This is a genomic window from Halorubrum sp. JWXQ-INN 858 (assembly GCF_009806985.1).
In the GTDB taxonomy this organism is placed as follows: Archaea; Halobacteriota; Halobacteria; order Halobacteriales; family Haloferacaceae; genus Halorubrum.
Genome location: NZ_WUAX01000009.1, coordinates 307,074 through 326,977, shown reverse-complemented (window position 1 = coordinate 326,977; position 19,904 = coordinate 307,074). Strand labels below are relative to the sequence as shown.

Annotated in this window: 21 protein-coding genes; 7 read left to right on the top strand and 14 right to left on the bottom strand. The window is 69.7% G+C overall.

What is annotated here, in order from left to right; translation table 11 throughout:
- Window positions 1-267 precede the first annotated feature (267 nt).
- Both GRS48_RS08740 and GRS48_RS08735 read right to left on the bottom strand, forming a co-directional pair.
- Window positions 268-924: a TRIC cation channel family protein gene (locus GRS48_RS08740; protein WP_321168367.1), complete on the bottom strand. Its 657-nt coding sequence runs from the start codon at window positions 922-924 to the stop codon at window positions 268-270.
- Between the two features lie 77 nt (window positions 925-1,001).
- Window positions 1,002-2,204 (bottom strand): redox-regulated ATPase YchF, encoded by a 1,203-nt coding sequence (locus GRS48_RS08735; RefSeq protein WP_159485555.1) that lies wholly within the window; start codon window positions 2,202-2,204, stop codon window positions 1,002-1,004.
- A gap of 128 nt (window positions 2,205-2,332) precedes the next feature.
- Between GRS48_RS08735 and GRS48_RS08730 the strand changes: the two genes are divergently transcribed.
- Entirely contained in the window at window positions 2,333-2,986 is a 654-nt protein-coding gene (locus GRS48_RS08730) for a DUF3267 domain-containing protein (protein ID WP_159485553.1), read from the top strand.
- Window positions 2,987-3,020: 34 nt separating this feature from the next.
- On the opposite strand, the gene queC is transcribed toward GRS48_RS08730, so the two are convergent.
- Genes queC through GRS48_RS08715 form a run of 3 tightly spaced genes read right to left on the bottom strand, consistent with a single transcriptional unit; the run spans window position 3,021 to window position 5,153 of the window.
- Entirely contained in the window at window positions 3,021-3,815 is a 795-nt protein-coding gene (gene queC / locus GRS48_RS08725) for a 7-cyano-7-deazaguanine synthase QueC (RefSeq protein ID WP_159485551.1), read from the bottom strand.
- 37 nt (window positions 3,816-3,852) lie between these two features.
- On the bottom strand, window positions 3,853-4,698 hold the full coding sequence (locus GRS48_RS08720) for a 7-carboxy-7-deazaguanine synthase QueE (protein ID WP_159485549.1): 846 nt from the start codon (window positions 4,696-4,698) through the stop codon (window positions 3,853-3,855).
- On the bottom strand, window positions 4,698-5,153 hold the full coding sequence (locus GRS48_RS08715; protein ID WP_159485547.1) for a 6-pyruvoyl tetrahydropterin synthase family protein: 456 nt from the start codon (window positions 5,151-5,153) through the stop codon (window positions 4,698-4,700). Before GRS48_RS08715 ends, GRS48_RS08720 begins: the two co-directional genes overlap by 1 nt.
- Before the next feature lie 144 nt (window positions 5,154-5,297).
- Between GRS48_RS08715 and GRS48_RS08710 the strand changes: the two genes are divergently transcribed.
- On the top strand, window positions 5,298-5,840 hold the full coding sequence (locus tag GRS48_RS08710) for a universal stress protein (protein WP_159485545.1): 543 nt from the start codon (window positions 5,298-5,300) through the stop codon (window positions 5,838-5,840).
- Window positions 5,841-5,964: 124 nt separating this feature from the next.
- On the opposite strand, the gene GRS48_RS08705 is transcribed toward GRS48_RS08710, so the two are convergent.
- From GRS48_RS08705 to rdfA, 3 genes are all read right to left on the bottom strand, one after another.
- Entirely contained in the window at window positions 5,965-6,951 is a 987-nt protein-coding gene (locus GRS48_RS08705; protein WP_159485543.1) for a biotin--[acetyl-CoA-carboxylase] ligase, read from the bottom strand.
- Window positions 6,952-7,105: 154 nt separating this feature from the next.
- Window positions 7,106-8,749 (bottom strand): molybdopterin-dependent oxidoreductase, encoded by a 1,644-nt coding sequence (locus tag GRS48_RS08700; RefSeq protein ID WP_159485541.1) that lies wholly within the window; start codon window positions 8,747-8,749, stop codon window positions 7,106-7,108.
- Between the two features lie 152 nt (window positions 8,750-8,901).
- Window positions 8,902-9,516 (bottom strand): rod-determining factor RdfA, encoded by a 615-nt coding sequence (rdfA, locus tag GRS48_RS08695; protein WP_159485539.1) that lies wholly within the window; start codon window positions 9,514-9,516, stop codon window positions 8,902-8,904.
- Window positions 9,517-9,728: 212 nt separating this feature from the next.
- On the opposite strand from rdfA, the gene GRS48_RS08690 reads away from it, so the two are divergent.
- Complete coding sequence (locus tag GRS48_RS08690) at window positions 9,729-10,454, top strand: hypothetical protein (protein ID WP_235028029.1); 726 nt, start codon at window positions 9,729-9,731, stop codon at window positions 10,452-10,454.
- Window positions 10,455-10,488: 34 nt separating this feature from the next.
- Here the strand turns inward: GRS48_RS08690 and GRS48_RS08685 are convergent, their stop codons facing one another.
- Window positions 10,489-11,112, bottom strand: a complete 624-nt coding sequence (locus tag GRS48_RS08685; protein WP_159485537.1) for a DUF192 domain-containing protein — start codon at window positions 11,110-11,112, stop codon at window positions 10,489-10,491.
- 113 nt (window positions 11,113-11,225) lie between these two features.
- On the opposite strand from GRS48_RS08685, the gene GRS48_RS08680 reads away from it, so the two are divergent.
- The 4 genes from GRS48_RS08680 (at window position 11,226) to GRS48_RS08665 (ending at window position 17,388) form a co-directional block, all read left to right on the top strand.
- Entirely contained in the window at window positions 11,226-13,157 is a 1,932-nt protein-coding gene (locus GRS48_RS08680; protein ID WP_159485535.1) for a DEAD/DEAH box helicase family protein, read from the top strand.
- Between the two features lie 194 nt (window positions 13,158-13,351).
- Entirely contained in the window at window positions 13,352-14,416 is a 1,065-nt protein-coding gene (locus GRS48_RS08675; RefSeq protein WP_159485533.1) for a Gfo/Idh/MocA family protein, read from the top strand.
- Window positions 14,417-14,486: 70 nt separating this feature from the next.
- Complete coding sequence (locus GRS48_RS08670; RefSeq protein ID WP_321168366.1) at window positions 14,487-15,689, top strand: DUF418 domain-containing protein; 1,203 nt, start codon at window positions 14,487-14,489, stop codon at window positions 15,687-15,689.
- A gap of 58 nt (window positions 15,690-15,747) precedes the next feature.
- Window positions 15,748-17,388 carry an ATP-binding protein gene (locus GRS48_RS08665; RefSeq protein WP_200840236.1) on the top strand — a complete coding sequence of 547 codons (1,641 nt, stop codon included), beginning with the start codon at window positions 15,748-15,750 and terminating at the stop codon, window positions 17,386-17,388.
- Between the two features lie 177 nt (window positions 17,389-17,565).
- Here the strand turns inward: GRS48_RS08665 and GRS48_RS08660 are convergent, their stop codons facing one another.
- The 5 genes from GRS48_RS08660 to GRS48_RS08640 all read right to left on the bottom strand — a co-directional run bounded on the left by GRS48_RS08660 (window position 17,566) and on the right by GRS48_RS08640 (window position 19,889).
- Window positions 17,566-18,279 carry a fumarylacetoacetate hydrolase family protein gene (locus GRS48_RS08660; RefSeq protein WP_159485531.1) on the bottom strand — a complete coding sequence of 238 codons (714 nt, stop codon included), beginning with the start codon at window positions 18,277-18,279 and terminating at the stop codon, window positions 17,566-17,568.
- Between the two features lie 66 nt (window positions 18,280-18,345).
- Window positions 18,346-18,813 (bottom strand): hypothetical protein, encoded by a 468-nt coding sequence (locus GRS48_RS08655; RefSeq protein WP_321168365.1) that lies wholly within the window; start codon window positions 18,811-18,813, stop codon window positions 18,346-18,348.
- Window positions 18,814-18,823: 10 nt separating this feature from the next.
- Window positions 18,824-19,177, bottom strand: a complete 354-nt coding sequence (locus GRS48_RS08650; protein WP_159485529.1) for a hypothetical protein — start codon at window positions 19,175-19,177, stop codon at window positions 18,824-18,826.
- Window positions 19,170-19,454 (bottom strand): ubiquitin-like small modifier protein 1, encoded by a 285-nt coding sequence (locus GRS48_RS08645; protein WP_159485527.1) that lies wholly within the window; start codon window positions 19,452-19,454, stop codon window positions 19,170-19,172. The genes GRS48_RS08650 and GRS48_RS08645 overlap by 8 nt, the downstream gene beginning before the upstream one ends.
- A gap of 51 nt (window positions 19,455-19,505) precedes the next feature.
- Entirely contained in the window at window positions 19,506-19,889 is a 384-nt protein-coding gene (locus tag GRS48_RS08640) for a hypothetical protein (protein ID WP_159485525.1), read from the bottom strand.
- Window positions 19,890-19,904 lie beyond the last annotated feature (15 nt).

The window sequence follows — 19,904 nt, the reverse complement described above, 5'->3', positions numbered from 1 at the left end:
CCCTCCAGCCCTTTGCTCCCTCCGGCGCGCGATTCCCCGACCGCGTCGCGGCCGCAACGCCGCCGCGACGCGGTCGGGAGCGCGCGAGGGACCGGCCGACCGGGGCGCGAAACGGTGCGGTCCGCGCCCCGGTCGGTCGACGGTTGGGGAGGGTGAGGCACGGGGTACCGAAACGCCGGCACGCCTCCATACCGACACGTCTCCATACCGCCACGACGCCACGAGGCCACGTCGCGCTTATCAGTGGAGCGCGACCCGACGCGCCGATCACTCGCGTCGCAGCCCCAGCTCCTGTACCGTCGGGAGGTTCCAGCCGTACGTCACCGCGGCGAGCCGGGACGCGACGGTCACGACTGCACACACCACCGCGGCCGTCCCGCCCGCCGCCCCCACCGCTCCCGCGAGCACGTATGCGCCCCCACCGAGGACGGCACAACTCGCGTAAAAGTCCTCGAAGAGGATGAAGGGCGCTCGATCGAGGAGGACGTCCGCGACGGCGCCCCCGCCGGCGGCGTTGATCGTTGCGATCGCGACGACCCCGAACACCGACACACCCGCCTCGGTTGCGACGATCGCGCCGGTCGTCGCGAACGCGGCGAGCCCGACGGCGTCCGCGACCAGCGTGACCGGATGCGTGTCCGGGGACGACAACACGACGCTGAGACCGATCGCCAAGCCGACCCCGAGCAGTCCCAGACCGATCTCGATCGGCGACTGGAGCGCCAACGGAACCCGCGTGACGAGCAGGTCGCGGGTCACCCCACCGGCGAACGCCATCGCCAGCCCGACGATCACGACCCCGAACACGTCGAACTCCTCGCGGATCGCCTTCGATGACCCCACGAGCGCGAACGCGATCAAGCCGATCGTGTTCATGACCGCGAACGGGTCGCCGAAGAGGACCGTGATGACGTCCTGACTCACTGCGGTCACTTATGAGGGAGCTCCCTTGAGTGCCGCGTCACGACGCCACGACGCCACGACGTCACGACGTCACACCGTCACGCCGTGAGCTGCTTCGTCGAGATCAGCTCGATCACGTCGCGGTGGGTGAGCTCGTGGCCCTTCGACACCTGTCGGCCGCTCCGGCAGTCCGTCCCGTGTAACAGCCCCTCGCCGATGTCCGAGTGGATGTGGAACGCGAAGTCCTCCGTCGTCGACCCCTCCGGGAGGATAAAGCAGTCGCGGAACACGCCCTTCTCGTCTTTGCTCCCGTTCGCGGAGCCGGGGAAGACGGCGATACAGCCGAGCACGTCGAACACCGCCGACTCCAGTGCGCCCTGCACGCCCGTCCCGTCGTAGCCGTCGACGAACTCCCGGATCCGCGCTAACCCCTCCGCCTGCTCGTCGGAGACGTCGCCGACGATCTCGAACGACGCGTCACCCGCCGTGTAATCGACGACGCCGGCCTCGTCCGCGTTCTTCAGCGCCTTCTCCGCGTGCGCGCTCGCGGGCACGAACGAGAGGTGCTCGTAGTCGGGGTCCGCCGTGATCGTCTCCCAGTTCTCCTGGGCCGCCGCCGTGTCCATCTTGTTGGCGGCGACGACCATCGGCTTCGTCCGCTTGCGGATCTCGCGGGCGAGTTCGGTGCGGTCGGCCTCGTCCCACGTCTCGGGGTCGAGCTCGAGCCCCTGGGTGAGGATCACCTGTTTCATCTCGTCTTTGGTGATGCCGAACGCCGACATCTGCTCGGCGAGCTCTTCCTCTATCGCGGCCTCGGAGCCGTGATAGCGCGTCTCGAACTTCTCGATTCCCTTCCCGAGCACGTCACGGTACCACGCGTCGAGCTCCGCCTCGAGGAAGTCGATGTCCTCGCGCGGGTCGTGACCCGTCGTCGCCTCGCCCTCGATGTCGGTCGTCCCGGAGAAGTCGACGACGTGGATCAACACGTCCGTCTCGTTGAGGTCCGTGAGGAACTGGTTGCCGAGCCCGCGCCCCTCGTGGGCACCGGGGACGAGCCCCGCCACGTCGACGAGTTTGACGGGCACGAACCGCGTCCCGTCCTCACAGACGCCGACGCTCGGCGTACACGTCTCGTCGAACTCCGGGGCCGCACAGTCGACGCGGACGTACGCCTCGCCCATGCTCGGGTCGATCGTCGTGAAGGGGTACGCGCCCTCGGGCACGTCGTTCATCGTCGCCGCATTGAAAAACGTCGACTTGCCCACCGAGGGCTTGCCGACGAGGCCGATCCGGTAGCTCATTACCTCCGCTGGGCGGCCCCCGGACAAAAGCGATTCGAGAGGGGCGGTGGCGTGTGAATCGAGCGCACGTGTCGGATCCGCTCGCCGGATCGGATCGATTCATGCGGGTGGCGGCCGTCGGCCGCTTCGTGAGCGACCCGCCCCTTGTCCTCCCCCCAACGCCCGACGGTTACGCGGAGCCGTACGAGTTCACGTACCCGACGGTCGGGCTCCTCGTCGCCTCCAGCGTCGTGGGTCTCGTCGCGAGCGCCCTCGCCGTGGCGGCCCTGGTGGCGATCCACGGCGTCGGGGTGTTCGCCTTCTACGAGGTGACGGTCGACGGCGACGCGACCGTCTGGACCCTCGATCTGACGGCGATCCTCGCGCCGTTCGTCGTCGCGCTCCTCGTCACTGTCGTCGTCCACGAGCTGATCCACGGGGCGGCGTTCCGACGGTTCGGCTACGAGGTGACGTACGGCGCGGTCCCGTCGATGGGCGCGCTCTACGCAGGGGCCTTCGGCGCGTTCCAGCGCCGCGAGGAGGTGCTGTGGGTGGGTGCCGCCCCGCTGTTCGTCGTCACCGCGGTCGCGGTTCCGCTCCTGTTCGTTCCGGTTCCCGCCGTCGCGATCACCGCCGCGTTCGTGCTCGTGTTGAACACGTCGGGATCGGTCGGGGACTGCTACGCGCTCGCTCGGATCCGACGGATGCCCGGAGGAACCCTCCTGTACGACGTCGATATCGATCACTCGTACGTGTACGAACCCGACGTGAACGCCGACGCTCGGAACGGGACCGAACGGTGACAGAGCGGCAGCGACGCTCGGCTCGAACCGCCGTTCACACGTCGAGTCGCCGCTCGGCGTACGGGATCGGGTCGTGCGCTTCGGCGTTCGCGAACGCCTCCAGCCGGAAGACACAGGAGTCGCACGTCCCGCAGGCGGGCTCGTCGTTCCGATAACAGGACCACGTGATCCCGTGAGGGACGCCGAGTTCGAGGCCGCGTTCGACGATGGTCGTCTTCGAGTCCTCGACGTACGGAACCTCGAGGGAGATCCCCGTCTCGGGCTTCGTTCCGACGTCGATCATCGCCTCGAACGCCTCGAAGAACTCCGGCCGGCAGTCCGGATAGCCGGCGTAGTCCTCCGAATGCGCGCCGACGAAGACGGCTTCACACTCGTTCGCCTCGGCGTAGGAAACGGCCATCGCGAGCAGGTTCGCGTTGCGGAACGGGACGTACGACGAGGGGATCGCCTCGTCTTCCGCCCCCGCGTCGGCGACGTCGATCCCGTCGTCCGTCAACGACGACGCGCCGATCCGCCTCAGGTGGTCGGTCTCGATGTGGAGGAAGTCGCGAACGGGGAGTTCCGCGCGGTCGGCGAGCGCGCGGGCGCATTCGTACTCTTTCGCCTGCGTGTTTTGGCCGTATGAGGTGTGCAGGAAGTAGAGGTCGTATCCACGGGCGGCCGCCTCGTAGGCGGTCGTCGCGCTGTCCATCCCGCCGGAGACGAGGACGACGGCGCGCCTCTCGGCAGTTGGCTCGGTGGAGTCAGTGGTCGGTTCGGTGGAGTCTGTGGTCGGTTCGGTGGAATCAGTGGTCGATTCAGTCGTGTCGGTTGAGTCGGTGGTCGTCATGGATGGATCTCGGGCGGCGGATCGGTCGGGTGGGGAGTCAGGTCTCGGGCGCGTCGTTCCACAGGTCGACGTGGAGGCGGGGCGTATACCGGTAACCGCGTTCGAGCCAGTCGACGACTCGGCGAGTCTCCGCGAGACGGTCCCGCGTCTGGCCCTCGGGCATGAGGAGGACGTCGCCGTCCGCGAGGCCGGTGGTCGACGGGAGCCGCTCGCGGACGGACGCGACGAGTGCCTCGATCTCGGGGAGGTCGTCGGGACCGGTGACGACGAACTTCATTTGCGTCCCGTACCGGGCGACGAGCGTCGCCAGCGCGTCCGGATCGATCCGGTCGGCCTCGTGGCGCTCGGCCCACCGCTCGAGGTCGGCCTCCCCCACGGACGCGTCCGCGGGATCGACCCCGGCCGGCGGACGTTCGGGCGTCGGAGTCGACGAGGCGAGCTTCGGACTCACGCTCGCGAGGTCGATCGGGGCGTCAGCGGGCGGGACGACCGTGCCGTTCGTCTCGACGGTGAGGTGGTACCCGCGGTCGTCGAGCGCGTGCAGGAGGTCGACGACGCCGTCGTGGATCAGGGGCTCGCCGCCGGTGACGACGACGTGATCGGGGTCGCGGGACGCCACCGCGTCGACGATCGCGTCGAGATCCATCCACGCCCCCGTCGGCTCCCAGGACGTGTGATACGAATCACAGAACCAACACCGGAGGTTGCATCCGGCGGTCCGAACGAACGTGGAGGGCTGACCGGCGAGGGTTCCCTCCCCCTGAAGCGACACGAACAGCTCGTTGATCGGGAGCGAGCCATTGTCATCCGTGGACGGCGTCTCGCCTACAGACGCCGTCTCGTTCCTGAACCCCGCCTCGTCGACGTCGCTGGTGACCGGCATCAGGGCGCGGCACACAGCTCGCTCGTTTCGCTGACGGAGACGGCGACCGACGAGACGGAATCGGGGAGCCGCTCGGCCAGCCGTTCCTCGAGGACGACAGCCATCACTTCCGCGGTCGGCGGCGCGTCGAGGACGATGAGCCCGTCCCCGTCGCCGGCGGCCTCGAAGGCGTCGACGAGCGGGTCCCCCCGCTCCAAGAGGAACCGGTGGTCCCACTCGTCGACGACGTCGGTGACCGTGCCCTTGTCGACGACCCATCCCTCGTCCGTGAGCTCGCCGCGGACCGTGACCGTGACCTCGTAGTTGTGCCCGTGTGGCCGACGACACTTCCCGTCGTGGTGTAACAGCCGGTGGCCCGCCGAGATCCGGATCGGTCTGTCACGCCCGACGTGGAGAGTCCGCTCCCCAATGCGCTGCATCATATCGAGAGATTCCACAGATATTCTCTGAACCATATGATGGCCTCGCCGAGGTCGCCGATAACTGTGTCGACTGGGCGAACGCCGACGCTCGCCGGAGCGAGAACCGAACCGACCGAAAGAACCGGCAAAACGTGCAAAGAGTTATGCCCCCCGGAGAGGTAGTACACACGAGAACATATGACATTGTACGACCGGATCCTGGTGCCGACCGACGGCTCCACGGAGGGGGAGCGTGCGGTCGAGCACGCGCTGGCGCTCGCGACGGTCCACGGCGCGAGCGTCCACGCGTTGTACGTGATCAACACCGCGAGCTACGCGGGCATGCCGATGGAGACCTCTTGGGAGGGGGTCGACGACCTGCTCCGTGCGGACGCCGAAACCGCCGTCGAGGCGGTCAACGAGCTGGCGGCGGGTCGCGGCGTCGACGTGACGACCGCCGTCGTCGACGGCTCGCCGAGCCGGGAGATCGTCAGGTACGCCGAGGCGGAGTCGTGTGACCTGATCGTCATGGGGACGCACGGCCGCGGAGGGATCGATCGACTCCTGCTCGGAAGCGTCGCCGAGAAGGTGGTTCGCGCCTCCGAGGTACCCGTGTTGACGGTCCGGGTGGCCGAAACCCGTGCGGAACCGGAGACCGCGGTCGAAGACGCCGCAGCCGAGGACACCGCCGCCGACACCGACGCTGCCGAGGGTAACGTCGTCGGCTCGGAAGCGTCCTGACGGACCGAACGGTCGGTACATCCTCTGACGATCGTACCCTCTCCGCCAGCCCAGCCACTTTGGCGATCGTGTCCCGCTCTACACCCCTCGTCCAGCGACCGTGGTCCCTTCGTCGGCCCTTGTTTCAACGATCGCGTTCCGGGCGGAGGTGCTCGCAGTCGCCGGCGTGAACCCGGACCGTGTCGTCCCCGGTGTCGACGACGAGCGCGCCGGGGAACGCGACATCGACCGCGGTTCCCCGCACCTCGCCGGTCGCCGTGTCGACGCGAACCCGCGACCCGAGGGTGCTCGTGCGCTCGCGCCACGCCGGAAGGACCAGCTCCGGCTCCGCCGCCAACTCGTGATATCGCTCGAGGAGCCGCTGGAGGAACCGACGGCGGTCCACGTCCGCACCGCGTTCCGCGCGGAGCGACGTCGCGCCCGGAGGGAGCGCGTCGGGGTCGAGGTTCGCGTTGACGCCGACGCCGACGGTCAGCCACGAGACGCGATCGGCCTCCCCTTCCATCTCCGTGAGTATCCCCACGAGCTTTCGGCCGCCCCGGTCGGCCGCCGCCGGGTCGTCCAGATCGTCCGCCGACGAGCCGCTGCCGCCGCCGACGAGCACGTCGTTCGGCCACTTGATGTGGGCGTCCACGCCCGCCTCCCGGCAGGCGTCAGTCGTCGCGACCGCCGCCGCGAGCGTGAACACGGGCGCGTGTGCCGTCGGAACGGCCGGGCGGGTGAGGACGGAAACCCACACGCCGCCGGCGGGCGCGACCCACTCCCGACCGAGTCGCCCCCGTCCGCCGGTCTGTTCGTCGGCGACGACGGCGACGTCGCTCCGGCCGTCCCCCGCAAGCTCGCGGGCGCGCTCGTTCGTCGAGGGGGTCGAGTCATGGTAGTCGACCGCGTAGGGCGCGTCGAGCCCGAACTCGATCCCGGCGGCCGTGTACGGCGGATCCGCCGGCGCGACGTAGCCCTCCGGGGTCGACGCGACGGCGAACCCCTCCTCGCGGAGCCCTTCGACCGCCTTCCAGACGGCGGCTCGCGACACGTCCAACTCCGCGGCGAGGGCCGGCCCGGGGACGGGGCCGTTCTCCAGCGCGTCGAGCAGGGCACGGCGGGTGGTCATCGGCGTGGACTGCGCCCCGCGGCCGGAAAGCGGTTCCGGGTCCAACGACGGTCGCTCTTGGACCGATCCCAGACGGTCGCTCTTGGACCGATCTCAGACGGTCGCTCTTGGACCGATCTCAGACGGTCGCTCCTGGACCGATACCCGACGACCGCTACCGCACTCGCTCCGGGTCGACGCGCCGCCGCACCCAGCCGCTCGCGCCTTCCGGGAACGGGTCGGCTTCGGCGACGGGCTGTGTCGTCCCGTCGGCTTCGATCGCCCTTGCGACCACGTCGTGAGGGCCATCCGCCGTGTACTCGTAGCGCCACATCCGCCAGGCGTCGGCGGCCGTCCCCGAGGGTCTCCCTCCATCGCTCGCTTGCGGGACGTCGGACGTCCCGGTCACCGTATCGGGACCCGGCCCTTCGATCGACTCTTCGCCCACCGCCGGAACCGCGGCCCGAACCGCCGCGGGGAGGGGATCGGAGAGCGTCGCACGCTCCCACGTGTCGCCGCCGTCGACCGACACCTCGACGGTGCTCACGCCACGGGTACCCGCGTAGGCGTGCCCTCCGACGACGAGCCCGTCACCGTCCGGCGTGCCCGCGACTGAGTGGACCTTCGCCACGGTCGAGACGGGGCCGTCGCCGTGCCAGCCGTGTTGCTGCCAGTAGCTCGTCGCCGGCTCCTCACGGATCTCGATCCGGGTGATCCACTTCACGTTGATCTCGCCCCAATGGCCCGGAATGAGCGCACGAACCGGGTGGCCGTGTCCGCGCGGCAGGAGCCGACCGTTCATCCGCCAGGCGAGAAAGCCGCGTTCGAGCGCCGCCCGCGGGAACGCGTGGTAGTACCCGTCAGCGGCCTCGACGTATACACAGCACTCCTCCGGTGCGCCCGCTTCCTCCAGGAGGGGAGCGATCGGCACGCCGGTCCAGAGGGCCGTGTCGATGAGGTCACCGTTCACCTCGTCGCTTACACACCGCAGCGTGACGAACCGGTGTTCCGCCTCCCGGGCGGTCAGGTCGTCGTAGTCGAGGATCAGCCGCGATCCCGGGCCCGGACCGTCGATCCACAGCCGCCAGTCCTCCCGTTCGACGACCGGCGTGGACGTGTTGATGTCCACCTGGAAGAACCGCTCGGAGACCAGCGGCTCGGCTCCCGGCAGATCGAACGACCGCTCGGCGGCCGCGGCGAGCATCGCGTCGACTCCCGGGTCGTCGAGGGGGTCATCGGGAACCGGCGACGGCCGGCTCGCGGTCGCCCACGCGATCCCGAGGGTCCCCGCGGCGACGCCGACCGCACGGAGGAGCCGTCGCCGCCCGGGAACCGGCCGTGAGACGGTCCCGTCGACGCCCGAGAGCGCGAGCGTTACGCCGCCGCAGACCCCGGCGGCGAGCGCGATCAGGGGATCGATCGTGAGCCCGAACGCGACGATCGCCTGCCCGAAGCCGCCGCCGAAGACGGCGTCCGCCCGACCCCGGCGGCCGCCACCCGACGGCCGATCGCCTCCGGCCAAGCGCACGGCCGCGGCGGCGACGGCGGCGAAGGCGAGGACACAGCACAGCCCGGCACCGACGGCCAGGAGCGGCCGGCCGAGGTCGGTCAGCGTGAGGATCCCCCACGCGAGGGCGGCGTCGGGAACCGCGACCAACAGGGTCCACGCGGCCGCCTCGATGAGGGCGCCGGGCCAGTCGCCGCCGACGAGCGTCGCCCCACCGACCGCGGCGACGCCCGACGAAAGCGCGGGGATCGCCCCCCGAACCCGACCACCGACCCTCGCTCGAGCCCCGCGGTCGGGAGGTGTTCCGTCCATAGTCCTTGCAAGTGTTTAACAAGCATAAGGTGTCGGAAGGGCGGACGGTCGCAGAGCGCGGACGCGACGACGGCCGAGCGAGTTGAACGAAGCGTACGGCGGTGACGGCGACGGAACGGAGCGGACGTCGGCTTCGCCTACTTAACGGACGCCTACTCCTCGTCGGAGCAGTCGCAGCCACCTCGCCGGATGAGGTCGACCAGCGCGTAGCCGGTCCCGCAGTCCTCACACACCGTCCGGACCTCGACGAACAGCTCGTAGCTCCGGTCGGTCACCGCTCCCGAGCGCACGAGCCCCTCCAGCGTCGATTCCGCGACGGCCGCGGTCCGTCCCTCGAGGCGTTCGAGGGTGTCGACCTTGTGGTCGGGGTCGGGCGAGCGGTCCCCGAGTTCGGCCTCGCGGTAGTCGGTCAGGTACGAGTGGACCGCCTGGTGGGTGACGAAGTCGCTTCGGACCGCGTCGACGTCGACGCCGAGCCGCTCGAGGTCACGCTCCTTGCGCAGGGTGTCGGCCTGTGAGACGTCGTCGCCGGTCAAGACCCGGTAGGTGCTTCCCACGTCGTCCTCGATGACCGCCTCGCCCGCCTCCCTGAGCGCGGCGGCCAGCACCGCGCGGTTGAACGTCTCGGCGAGGTCGCGGAGGCTGGTCCGTTCGCCGACCTCGCCGAGCCACTCCCGCTCGAGCCGGTCCCCCCAGCCGGAGAGGTCGTACTTTTCGATGACTCGCGCGACCTTGCTGTTCGGCTTCCCCTCCGGGGTCGGACTCATTGCCGGTTGTACGCGCCTCGCCGTACAAAAACACCGGTCTCACGCCGGCGGTGGCTCGGGCGTTTCGGCGGAACCCACCACCTTTCCGGTGAAACGCGACCGGGCCGCCGCCCGCGTTCCAGTCCCGAACGCGGCGGGGGTCGAACTGACGGGAAACCGACGCGTATGGGACGGCGTAACACCCTTAAGAGAGGACGACTTATACGGGGACAGTGGCATCCCGACAGGGCGGGCCGGGACGCGCCGACGCTCCCGGCACCGGATCGGCGGAACGCCCGAACGCGCCGTACGCTGAGACCCCCGGTCCGACCCGTATCGGACCGACGATCGAGGGTCCGCGGACGTTCGAGCCCGTATCGCCCGCGACCGACGTCCCCGACGCCGACCCCGGTCGGCGACCGGCGGCCGTCAGGACGCCGGAGGACCCCCCGATCCGGGACCCCGGCCTGTACGCGCTCACGGATCACTTCCGCGAACGGCTCGGCCAGCCGGGTCGATACGTCTCGACACGAACCGTGAGCGACGCGATCCGCGACGGCCAGCTCCGCTGGAACCGGACGGACGGGTGGCGGTTCGCGTTCGTCGAGGACGGGATCCGGTTCGTCGTCGTCGTGAGCGACACCGAGACGAACTCGCCGGTCGTCGTCACCGCGTGGACGGAGGTCGCCGACCGCGGGGCGGCGCTCGCGTCGGCGCGATGGGACGCGACCGACGTCGACACGATCGCGGTCCGGACGGCGCTCAGCGACGACGCCGACGAACCGATCCCCGACCGGCTCCGTCGGCGGTCGATATCGCGCCCGTTCGAGATCGGCGACCACCGGCTCGAGACGGTCGCCGGCGAGCCGTTCGTTCGGTGTACGGCGTGTGGCTGCCGATTCCGATCGAAGTCGGCGCTCATCGAGCGGCGCTGTCGCCCCAGGTCCGGCGGGCGCTGAGTCCCCGACGCGTCGCAGTGTGCCCGACGCGTCGTCACTCCTCGAGATCGAACTCCAGGACGTCCCCTTCTTCGACCCCACGAGCCGTCGTCCACTCGTAACCAACCTCCAGGACGTACTGGCCGTCTCCGGGATACCCTTGCTCGTTGCCGTCCTCGTCCGGGGCCGGCGCGGGCGCGTGGTGGATCCGGGTGATCACGCCTTCGGCGTCGGCGTAGACGATGTCGATCCCGAAGTCCATCTCCCGCATGACGAACGTGAGCCCCTCGCGCTCCGATCCGTAGACGAACAACATCCCCCGATCGGTCGGCAGCGATTCGGTGTCGCTCAATCCCAGATATCGGAGGTCGTTCGTGTCCGCGATCGCCGCGGTCACCCGACCGAGCTCGTCGCCGTCGGGCGTCCTGACGCGGACCTCCGTCGTCTCGTATCCCTCGTGAACCGGGAGTTCGTCGGTCGCCTCGCTCGTTCCCTCGTCGGCCGCCTCCTCCGCCCCTTCCTCGGTCGCTTCGTCCTCGGTCGTCGCCGTCGCCGACGCGTCGCCGTCGCTGTCGGCTTCGGTGTCGTGATCGGGCTCGGCATCCGACCCGGTTCCGACACAGCCGGCGAGGGTGCAGGTGACGCCTCCGACGGCGGCGAGCCATTCGCGACGCTGCATGGTCGAGGGTCGTCGCCCGTCGACAAAACGGTTTGTGCCGTCGGCCCTACGCTCGACCCGCGAGGCGGGGCGGGGCGCTACCCATTTCCCGCTCCGGACCCGACCCGTAGTCGATGGCAGACGACACCGGCGAGGCGGGGAGCGAGGACGGCAACGACGACCTCCCGCTGGACCGGTTCCACGAGGCGCTGGAGGCGGAGGGTCGACCCCTCGCGACCGCGAGCGAGGTCGCCCGACGGCTCGGGACGACGCAGTCGCGCGCCAGCGACGCGCTCGAAACGCTGGTCGGGCGCGGGGCGGTCGACCGGGTCGACGTCGGCGGCGACCCCGTCGTGTTCTACCCGCGGGAGTGGGGCGAGCTGGCGACCCGGGAACGGATCGTCGTCTTTCCGAACCGCCGGGAGATCGTCGTCGACCGACCGACCCAGTTCACGCGCGCGCAGCTGTCGGCGTTCGCACACCTCGTCGACACGACGGGGACGGAGCCCGGGACCCGGGGATACCTCTACCGGATCCGACAGGAAGACGTGTGGGCCGCGCCGTTCGACGACGTCGACGACCTGATCGCGCGGGTCAGGGCCGTGCTGCCGAGGCGGTTCGAGGGGTTGGAGGGGTGGATGACCGATCAGTGGCGGCGCGCCCATCGGTTCCGGCTGTACACCCACGAGGACGGCTACGTCGTCCTCGAGGCCGCCTCCGAGAGCCTGATGGGCAACGTGGCCGCGGACCACCTCGCGGAGGAGCACCTCCGTGCGCCGATCTCGGAGACGGAGGCGTGGGTGAACGAGACGGCGATCGCCGGGATCAAGCGGGCGTTATACGACGCCGGCTACCCCGTCGTCGACGACCGTGACCTCGAGACGGGCGATCCGGTCGACATCGAACTCACGGCCGACCTGCGGCCGTACCAGGAGGGCTGGGTCGACGCGTTCCTCGAGAACCGGTCCGGCGTCTACGTCGGGCCGCCGGGCTCCGGGAAGACGGTCGCGGCCATCGCGACGATCGCGGCGGTTGGCGGCGAGACGCTGATCCTCGTCCCCTCGCGGGAGCTGGCGAACCAGTGGCGCGCGGAGCTCGCCGCGCACTCGACGATCGACCCCGCCGACGTCGGCGAGTACCACGGCGGCGAGAAGGCGATCCGCCCGATCACCATCGCCACGTACCAGACGGCGGGGATGGACCGACACCGGAGCCTGTTCGACTCGCGGCGCTGGGGCCTGATCGTCTTCGACGAGTGTCACCACATCACCGCACCCGTCTTCTCGCGATCGGCCGAGCTGCAGGCGAAACACCGGCTCGGCCTGTCGGCGACGCCCGTGAGCGAGACGGAAAGCGAGGAGGAGGTGTACACGCTCATCGGGCCGCCGATCGGTGCGGACTGGGACGCGCTGTTCGAGGCGGGGTTCGTCCAGGAGCCCGAAGTCGAGATCCGGTACGTTCCCTGGCGTCACGACCTCGCGCGCAACGAGTACGTCAGCGCGGACGGCCGGGAGCGCCGCCGGCTCGCCGCCGAGAACCCGGCGAAGGCCGCGGAGGTCCGCTACCTGCTCTCCGCACATCGCGGGAAGAAGGCGCTCGTGTTCGTCGAGTACCTCGACCAAGGGGCGGCTCTCTCGGACGCCCTCGACATCCCGTTCATCAGCGGGGAGACGCCGCATTACGAGCGGAACGCCCTGTTTCGGCGGTTCCGTGGAGACGGGGATCGGCGCGAAGATGGAGATGATGACGCCAGCGAGGACGAGGACAGGGATGGAAACGCGAGCGCAAACGCGAACGACGGCCCGCTCGATGCCTTGATCGTCTCCCGTGTCGGGGACGAGGGGATCGACCTCCCGAACGCGGAGCTCGCCGTCGTCGCCTCGGGGCTCGGTGGCTCGCGCCGCCAGGGCTCTCAACGGGCCGGGCGAACGATGCGTCCCTCGGGTTCCGCGCTCGTCTACGTGCTCGCGACGCGTGGCTCGGCCGAGGAGGAGTTCGCCCAGCGGCAGATGCGCCATCTCGCCCGGAAGGGGATCCGCGTTCGGGAAACGACGGTCGCCGAGTGAGTTAGCCGTTCGCACGACCGTTCGGATCCGAGCCCGGGACTTCCTACCGGAGCCGAATCCGGAGGATCGCGGCCCCTGGTCGAGCGAGGCGTGGGGATCCGCCGGAACCGGTCCTTTCGGCGGCCGTAGCGCCATCCGTCGATCGCCGGGATCGGAGCGTGAACCTTAACAACGATTGTTGTGAACTTCCGTCCATGACCAGCGCGAACGACGTCGCCGTCGGCATCGTCGGCCTCGGCGGGATCGGGAACCACCACGCCACGAGGCTCACGGAACGGGACGCGAACCTCGTCGGCGGGATGGACATCGACCCCGACGCCCGGAGCCGGTTCCACGAGGAGTTCGGCGTCCACGCCTACGAGGAGGAGGCGAACCTCTACGACGCGTGTGACGCGGTGTTGATCACGACGCCGAACCGGTTCCACGAGGAGTACGCCGTCTCCGCGCTGGAGGCGGGCCTCGACGTCCTCCTCGAGAAACCGCTCGCGCACTCGCTCGACAGCGCCGAGCGGATCGCCGAGGCGGCCGCGGACGCGGACGGCTTCTGTATGGTCGGGTTCAACAACCGCTTCGCGAACCCGGTCCAGGTGATCAAACACTACCAGGACGAGGGCCGATTCGGCGAGACGACGCACGTGGAGGCGAACTACGTCCGCCGCCGCGGGATCCCCGGCCGCGGTTCCTGGTTCACCTCCGCGGAAGTCGCCGGCGGCGGCGCGCTCATCGACATCGGGGTCCACGCGATCGACCTCGCGTTGTACTTCCTCGATCATCCCGAAGTCGTCGAGGTCTCCGGTGAGACGCGCTCGGAGTTCGGCGGGCGCGACGACTACGCGTTCGTCCACATGTGGGGCGAGGACAACGGCCCCGGCGGGTTCGACGTCGACGACTCCGCCTCCGCGTTCATCCGCGACGCCGACGGCAACACGGTCTCGCTGGAGGTCGCGTGGGCGACGAACCGCCCGACGAACGACGAGTTCGTCGTCCGCGGGACCGAGGCCGGCGCGACGTTCGACCGCGGCAACGACGAGCTCACGATCCACGAGGCGGACTCCGGTGGTGGCCACCACCTCTCCGATACGACGATCGAGGCGCGGAACGACGACAGCCACGCCGCCGAACAGGGTGTCTTCCTGGAGGCGGTCGCCGAGGGCGAAGCGCCGTCGATAAACACGATCGACGAGGCGCTCACGGTCCAACGGGTCATCGACGCGATCTACCGGTCCTCCGAGGCGGGCCACGCGATCCGGATCGACTGAGCGGGACGACCGTCGCCGGATCCGGTGTCCGAACCTATTCGTCGCTCCCCCGCGTTCGTCGAGACGACCCGTGAGCTCGAGTCCCTCCCCGACGTCGCCGGCGGACCGCATCGTCGCCCTGGACGCGATCAGGGGCGTCGCGGTGTTGGGCATCCTCGTCATCAACGTGTGGGTGTTCGCGATGCCCGAGGCGACGCTGCTCAACCCGACGGTGTACGGCGACTTCTCGGGCGCGAACTACTGGGCGTGGCTCGTCGGCCACGTGTTCTTCGAGCTGAAGTTCATCACGCTGTTCTCCGTCCTGTTCGGGGCGGGGATCCTCCTGTTCACCCGCCGGCGCGAGTCCACGGGGGACGACGCGTTGCGGCTGCATTTCCGCCGAACCGGGTGGCTCATCGCGATCGGCCTCGCGCACGCGTACCTCCTGTGGTACGGCGACATCCTCGTCGCGTACGGGCTCTGTGCGCTGTGGGTCGTCCTCCTCCGCGACTGGGCCCCGACGACGAAGTTCGCGTTCGGCCTCGCGCTCATCGCCGTCCCGTCCGCGCTCGAACTCCTGACGGCGCTCGTCGCCGACCCCGAGTTGATCGCCGGACAGTGGCGGCCGGCCGAGTCGGCGCTCCGCACGGAGGTCGAGGCGTATCGGGGCGGCTGGATCGACCAGCTGTCCCACCGCGTTCCGACCGCGTTCGAGCGACAGACGACTGGGTTCCTCGGGCTGGCGTTCTGGCGGGTCGGCGGCTCGATCGCCGTCGGGATGGCGCTGTTCGAGTGGGGCGTCCTGACCGACGAGCGCTCGGACCGGTTCTACCGTCGGCTGGCCCTCTGGGGAGCCGTCGTGGGCCTCGGGGCGGTCCTCGCCGGGGTCGCGTACATCGAGGCGAACGGCTGGGGGGCGGACGCGGCGCTGTTCTGGCGACAGTTCAACTACTGGGGGAGCCTCCCGCTGGCCGGCTCGTACGTCGGGCTGGTCACCCTGTTCTGCCGGCGGTTCCCCGGGGTCGTCGTCGCGTGGATGGCCGCGGTCGGACGCACCGCCTTCACCAACTACCTCCTGCAGACGGTCCTCGCCACGTCGCTCTTCTACGGCCACGGGCTCGGACTGTTCGGGTCCCTCACCCGAGTCGAACTGCTCGTCGTCGTGGTCGCGATCTGGACGGTGCAGGTCGCGCTGTCGGTGCTCTGGCTCCGGACGTTTCGGTTCGGGCCCGTCGAGTGGCTCTGGCGAACGCTCACGTACGGCGACCGACAGCCCCTCCTCGACCGAAGATAAGGCCCGACGGGCGAGCGCGTCCGGTACGCTATTACGGGTGGTGTGAGAAGCCGACCGCATGTCTCGGGCGTTCTTCCAGATGGATCCCTTGCTCCTGGGGTATCTCGTCGTTTTCTCGACGGCCGCGATCGTCTGTTTCGGCGGGCTCACGCGGATCTCTCGGGTCGATGACCGGGACACCCGTGTCGGGTTGGCGGCGCTGCTGGCGACGAGCGGCCTGTGGGCGGTGTTACACGTCGGGTTCCTCGCTGCCCCAACCCCGAGCGCACAGTACGGCTTCTTCGTCGCCGGGCTCGTCGTCGGCCTCTCGACGGTCGGCCCCTGGCTGTACTTCTGTTCGGCCTACACCGGGCGGTCGTACCACCGCAACCGCACGCTTCGCCGGCTGGCGGTCGGGATCTACCTTTCCATCGTCTCGATCAAGGTGACGAACCCGCTTCACGGCTGGTACTTCGTGGCGCAGCCGGCGACCTCGCCGTTCCCGTACCTCCAGATCCATCACGAACCCCTCCACTGGATCGTGATGGGGCTCGCCTACTCGCTCGCGTTCGTCGGGTTCTTCATGCTGTTCGAGCTGTTCGACGGCGTCGACTTCGACACGACCGCGCTGCTCGGTATCGCCGGGCTCACCGGCCTTCCGGTGTTCCTCGACGTCATCGGTGCGACCACGCCGTACCTGCTCGACATCACCTACTCCGCGCTCGGCGTCTCGGCGTTCACGATCGGGGTCCTCTACGTCTACTTCGATCGGTTCCAGACGATCCGGCTGGCCGGCGACGTCGACGACCCCGTGATCGTGTTGGACCACGAGGATCACGTCCGGGACTTCAACCGGAGCGCCCGCGACCGCTTCCCCACGCTCGACACCGCCGCCGAGAGCCCGTTCGAGGAGGCGCTCCCGACGGTCGCCGACGCGCTGCGTTCGCCCGACGACCACCTCACCATCGCCGTCGACGGGGAGACGCGCTACTACAGCGTCTCCGAGAACCCGTTTACCGCCGTGGGCGAACGCCTCGGCCGGGCGATCACGCTCTCCGACGTGACGGAGACGGTACGATACCGACACGAGCTGGAGCGCCAGAACGCCCGGCTCGAGCGGTTCGCGAGCGTCGTCTCACACGACCTTCGGAACCCGCTTAACGTCGCACAGGGCCGGGTCGACCTCGCGATGGAGTCCGATCGGAATAACGAACACCTCGTCACGACGAAGCGCGCGCTCGACCGGATGGAGGCGCTCATCGAGGACATCCTTCGACTCGCCCGCCTCGGACGACCGATCGACGCGACCGAACCGGTTCGGGTACCGGATCTGGTCACGGAGTCGTGGGGGATGGTCGAGACGAACGACGCGTCGCTCGCGATCGCGGACGGGTTCGACCTCACGGTCGTGGCCGACCCCGAACGGCTTCGACAGCTCGTCGAGAACCTGTTCCGGAACGCGGTCGAACACGGCGGCTCCGGCGTGACCGTCTCGGTCGGCGCGCTGGACGGTGGGGGCGGCTTCTACGTCGCCGACGACGGGCCGGGGATCCCCGAAGAAGAACACGCGGACGTGTTCGAGTTCGGGTACACGACGACGTCGGAGGGGACCGGCTTCGGGCTCGCGATCGTCGAGGAGGTCGTCAACGCTCACGGCTGGTCGATCCGAGTGACCGAGGCCGACGGCGGCGGGGCACGGTTCGAGATCCGGACGTCGTAGGCTCCGGCCCCGGGCGGCTCCCTTCACTGACTCAGTCGGCCCCCTTCACCGACTCCGTCGGCGCCCCCGGTCACCCCCGTCGGTGAGGTCCGCACGAGTTCGCACGGGTCCGTACGGGTCCGCACGGATGCGCACGGGTCCACACGAACCCAGACGGGTCGTCGCATGGCGTCCGACTCACTCGACGATGTCGTTCGTCAGCGTCCCCACGCCCTCGTAGGTGATCTCGACGCGGTCGCCCGGCTCGACGAGCCCGGGGTTGGCGGGGCTGCCGAACGCGACGCAGTCGCCGGGCTCGAAGGTGAACCGCTTCGAGAGATACGAGACGATCTCGTAGGGGCCGAACAGCATCAGTTCGGTGTTGGCGTCCTGTCGCGTCTCGCCCGCGACGGTCGTCGAGACGTCGATGTCCGTCGGATCGACGTCGGTTTCGATCCACGGACCGAGCGGCGCGGAGCCGTCGAACGCCTTCCGAGCGGTGAGGCTCTCCTGGTCGAGCGCGTCCATGTCGTTGAGGACGGTGTAGCCGCGGACGACGTCGGGGACGTCGTCGGGGGAGACGTCGCGGCAGCGCTCGCCGATCACGGCGACGAGTTCGCCGGCGTAGGTCAACTCGTCGGTCCACTCGGGATACCGCACGGGCTGTCCGTGTGCGACGAGGCTCGCCGGCGGCTTGATGAAGAAGTTCGGCTCGTCGGGGCGCTCGTACCCCATCTGTTCGATCGTCTCGGCGTAGTTGCGCCCGATACAGTAGAGCGCGCTCGGGCGACACGGCGGGAGCAGTCGTCCGTCGCGGCCGACCTCGTAGGGGCCGTCGTCCGTGATCACGACGCCGTCCTCGTAGCGGCCGGCGACCGGCCCGTCGGGTGTGAGCAAGCGTGCGAGTCTCATGGGACCCGCACCCACGCCGGCCGCAAAAACGCGTCGATGCGAGCCACGAGCGCGTCGAGGCCTCGCTCACCCGTCGTCGGGCGGGGATCCGCGAGGATGCGACTCGTGTGCGTCCTCGGCGGCGTCCAGACCGATCACGACCCCGGCGCGGATCTCCAGGGCGGTGTCGAACTCTGCGCGACGCCCGTCCTCGGACCCGACCCGCTCCACCGCGGCCTCGTGAGCGCGGGCGACGGCGTCACGCTCTCGATCGGAGAGGCCGAGTCGGTCGGCGACGTCCTCCCAGTGGGTCGGTTCGGCGAGGAACGTCTCGCGCCCCGCGTCGGCGGCGATCCGCTCGTAGCGCCGCCGGTAGTCGTTTATTCGGGGACCGAGATCGGCCTGGACCCGCCACAGGAGTTCCGAGAGCCGGTCCGCCGGGACGCTCGCGAGCGCCGCGGCCTTGAGGAACGCGATCCCGTCGATCGGGTGACTGCCGGGTTGGCGGTCGGGACTCTCGCCCGTTTCCGATCGATCGTCGTCCTCGCGGGCCACGCCGACCCCCTCACCCGCCGGCGCGCATCGCCTTCCGTTTGAACCGCGGGATCAGGTCCGCGAGGGCCTCTGGGTCGCCCGCGAACGACATCGTCACCTCGGTGAGGCTGATCGATCCGGCGACGTTCACCGTCTCCGAACGGAGGGTCACCCGCCAGCCGTCGCCGTCGACCCGGGTGGCGTCCGCCGGGTCGTCCGCGTCGACGAGGGTCCCGCCGAGGTTCCGCAGGTAATGGGCCGCCAGCCGTCTCGAGATCCCGCGATACGCGCGTTGTTCGCGTACCCATCCCGGCTCGGCGGGGGGTTCAACGTGGTCGGTGACACGCCCCTCGCCCTGCTCGTCCCCTCCGTCGGCGTCAGTCATGCCCACCCGCGACCGGCGGGAAGACCGAGAGCCGGTCGCCGTCGTCGAGCCCGGTGTCGAGCCCGTCGAGGTGGAGGACCTCCCGGCCGTTCTTCAGGACGTTGATCTGCGGGGCCAGCGTGCCGTCCACGATCAGCCGTCCGGCGAGCCCCTCATACTCGGTTTCGAGCGACGCCAACACGTCACCGACCGTCGCGCCGTCGGCGGTTTCGTACGCGACCGTCTTGCCGCCGGCGGCCTCGCGGAACGTCGCGAAGAACCGCAGCTCCAGTTCCATACCTCACGGTCGGGTCGGACTCACTTAAAAACGGTCGCCGACGCCGGTAGATTAGAGGTCAGACAGGCGGATCCCGTCCTCGACGAGCCGGAAGTTCCGCTCGCGGTCGAGCTCGTCGCCGAGCCACTCGTGTTCGTACAGCTGGCCGATCAGCTCGATGTAGAGGTTCCGCCAGGCGATGGCGTAGATGGGCGACTGTCCCCACGCGCGGAGCTCGGGGACGAACTCGTGATAGGTGCTCGCTTGCCCTTCCATCCGCTCGACGGCGTCCGCGACGACGGCCGCCGCCTCCGCGGGCGTCCGCCCATCGATCTCCTCGTTCAGCCGCGACTGGATCCCGACGATGGCGCGCCGCATGTCGCGTTCGGCGGTGCCGTCCTCCTCGGGAAGCGACTCGACGACGCCTTTCGGCACGCCGAGGGATATCTCCGGCATACGTACGCGGTGGAC